This is a genomic window from Verrucomicrobiia bacterium (genome assembly GCA_035460805.1).
Classification (GTDB): Bacteria; Patescibacteriota; UBA1384; order CAILIB01; family CAILIB01; genus DATHWI01.
Genome location: DATHWI010000038.1, coordinates 1 through 1,791, shown reverse-complemented (window position 1 = coordinate 1,791; position 1,791 = coordinate 1). Strand labels below are relative to the sequence as shown.

The window sequence follows — 1,791 nt, the reverse complement described above, 5'->3', positions numbered from 1 at the left end:
AAAAGACTAGCCCCATGCTGGTCTTTTTTATTCCACCACTTAGCCGTTAAACTCTAGCTATGCTTTACCTACTCGTATCGATCCTTGTTCCGTTGGCAATATATTTGGCTTTGCCTGCTTTAGTTCAGCGTGTGACAGGACACAAACCACAGGGACAAGCCGTACTTGTCGCGGCATGTCTTCTCTATTGCATCTCTTGGTATCTCCCCTCTCCTTTAATAGGTGGAAAAGACACATCCTTCACTACACACCTCATCGGAGGCGGTGTCTTTACCGGCTTAATCTGGCTCTACCTTAAGAATAATGTGCAGTGGAAAGGGACAACCTTAACTGACTTCTGCACGCTTTTTGCCCTGGTCTGTACTTTTGGGGTCATCAACGAGCTATTGGAGCTTCTCGCAGTACAAATAGGACTCATTCACCTAAGTCTCTCCGATACATCGTGGGACCTCTTTTCCAACACCCTTGGCGCGCTTTTGTTTTGGATTGTGTACGTATTGTTGAGAAAGGCAAAGCACCTCACAAAATAGTTTAGGTATAACGCTCACCTGGTTGACAAATCAGGCTATTTGTGGTACACTTCCGGCACTTCGGGTACATCCCGAACCTGTCTAAGCCTATATGGCAAGGAAGTTTGATGAAGTTTAACAGCTATAAGAAGTTTCTCACCGCTAACCCCGACCTGGCACCCCTGCTCTTTGCACCAGACGAGCCTGCCAATAAGGCAGCCGACCTCTCTTCAACCAGGGAGTGGGTAACGAAATGCGTTTCCTACATCGCCGTTCGGCCGTTCAAGTCACTTGACTGGTCCAGTCCTTTCCAAAAGGACGTTCCCACGGAGAAAGGGCCGCAGACCGTTGTCTACCTCGTCCATTACCACTTTAAGGGTGAAGAGGAACGGAACGCACACTTTCAAGTGGTTCGCTACCGTGAAGCGAACGAAGTCGTCCAGGTTTTCACACACCTCTCAGAAGTCGTGGAATACCTCCAAGGTGTCCAAGAGAACAACTCTCACAAGACACTCGTGGTGGACACCGTCTTCCGCAGCACAGTCTGGGAGAAGTCGGTGCGCGGGAAACACCGGGAGAGCATCGAGTTCTACCGGGTGCCGGAAAACTTCCTGCAAACCGCAGCTTGACCGCACAACCCCAGGTCGATGGAATCCCATCGACCTGTACAATAAGGAGCCCATATCTCATCAATATGGGCTCTTTTTTATGTTTCGCTATATAATCGATGCATATTATTGAAGAATCCTAAGTTGTCATATGGAAATTAATTACCTTGCAGTTGCTTTAGCCGCCCTGGCCGCCTTCTTCCTAGGCTACCTGTGGTACAGCGTTATCTTTGTCAAACCTTGGCAGCAAGAGATTGGCATGAAGGCTGAGGGTGGCAATGCCGCTACTCCCAACTTGGGCAAACTTCTTATTGGCTCTTTGATTCTTGAAATCATCATGGCCTTCAACCTGGCCGCCTTCATTGGTGCAGATGGTGATTGGCGCCTTGGTCTTGGTGCCGGCATTGCTGCCGGGCTTGGCTGGGTGGCACTCGCCCTTGGTGTTAACTACATGTTTGAAGGCAAATCCTTTAAGCTTTGGCTTATCAACGGCGGGTATAACGTAGTGGTCTTTGCAGTCATGGGTCTTATTATTGGTGCAATGTAGGGTAATCCCTCACTAAAAAAGACCGGGACTCCCCGGTCTTTTTTTAAATACCCGGTAGCACATTGACAGTCCACCCTCTTACAGGTATAAAGGCGCCAGATCGAACCTTGGACAAACTGATGGATAT

The 1,791-nt window shown here is 48.9% G+C and carries 3 protein-coding genes; all 3 read left to right on the top strand.

The genetic code is table 11. The annotated features are described in order from the left end of the window. The first annotated feature begins 131 nt into the window (after nucleotides 1-131). The 3 genes from VLA04_01280 (at nucleotide 132) to VLA04_01270 (ending at nucleotide 1,664) form a co-directional block, all read left to right on the top strand. Nucleotides 132-530 carry a hypothetical protein gene (locus VLA04_01280; GenBank protein ID HSI20329.1) on the top strand — a complete coding sequence of 133 codons (399 nt, stop codon included), beginning with the start codon at nucleotides 132-134 and terminating at the stop codon, nucleotides 528-530. 107 nt (nucleotides 531-637) lie between these two features. Next, on the top strand, nucleotides 638-1,138 hold the full coding sequence (locus tag VLA04_01275; GenBank protein HSI20328.1) for a hypothetical protein: 501 nt from the start codon (nucleotides 638-640) through the stop codon (nucleotides 1,136-1,138). 130 nt (nucleotides 1,139-1,268) lie between these two features. After that, the gene (locus VLA04_01270; GenBank protein ID HSI20327.1) at nucleotides 1,269-1,664 is read left to right on the top strand and encodes a DUF1761 domain-containing protein; all 396 of its coding nucleotides are present in this window, start codon (nucleotides 1,269-1,271) and stop codon (nucleotides 1,662-1,664) included. The last annotated feature ends 127 nt before the right edge of the window (nucleotides 1,665-1,791 follow it).

Bases quoted from the DNA above. Each gene is read 5' to 3' on its own strand.
- VLA04_01275 (HSI20328.1), top strand. From the start codon at position 638: ATGAAGTTTAACAGCTATAAGAAGTTTCTCACCGCTAACCCCGACCTG.
- VLA04_01270 (HSI20327.1), top strand. From the start codon at position 1,269: ATGGAAATTAATTACCTTGCAGTTGCTTTAGCCGCCCTGGCCGCCTTC.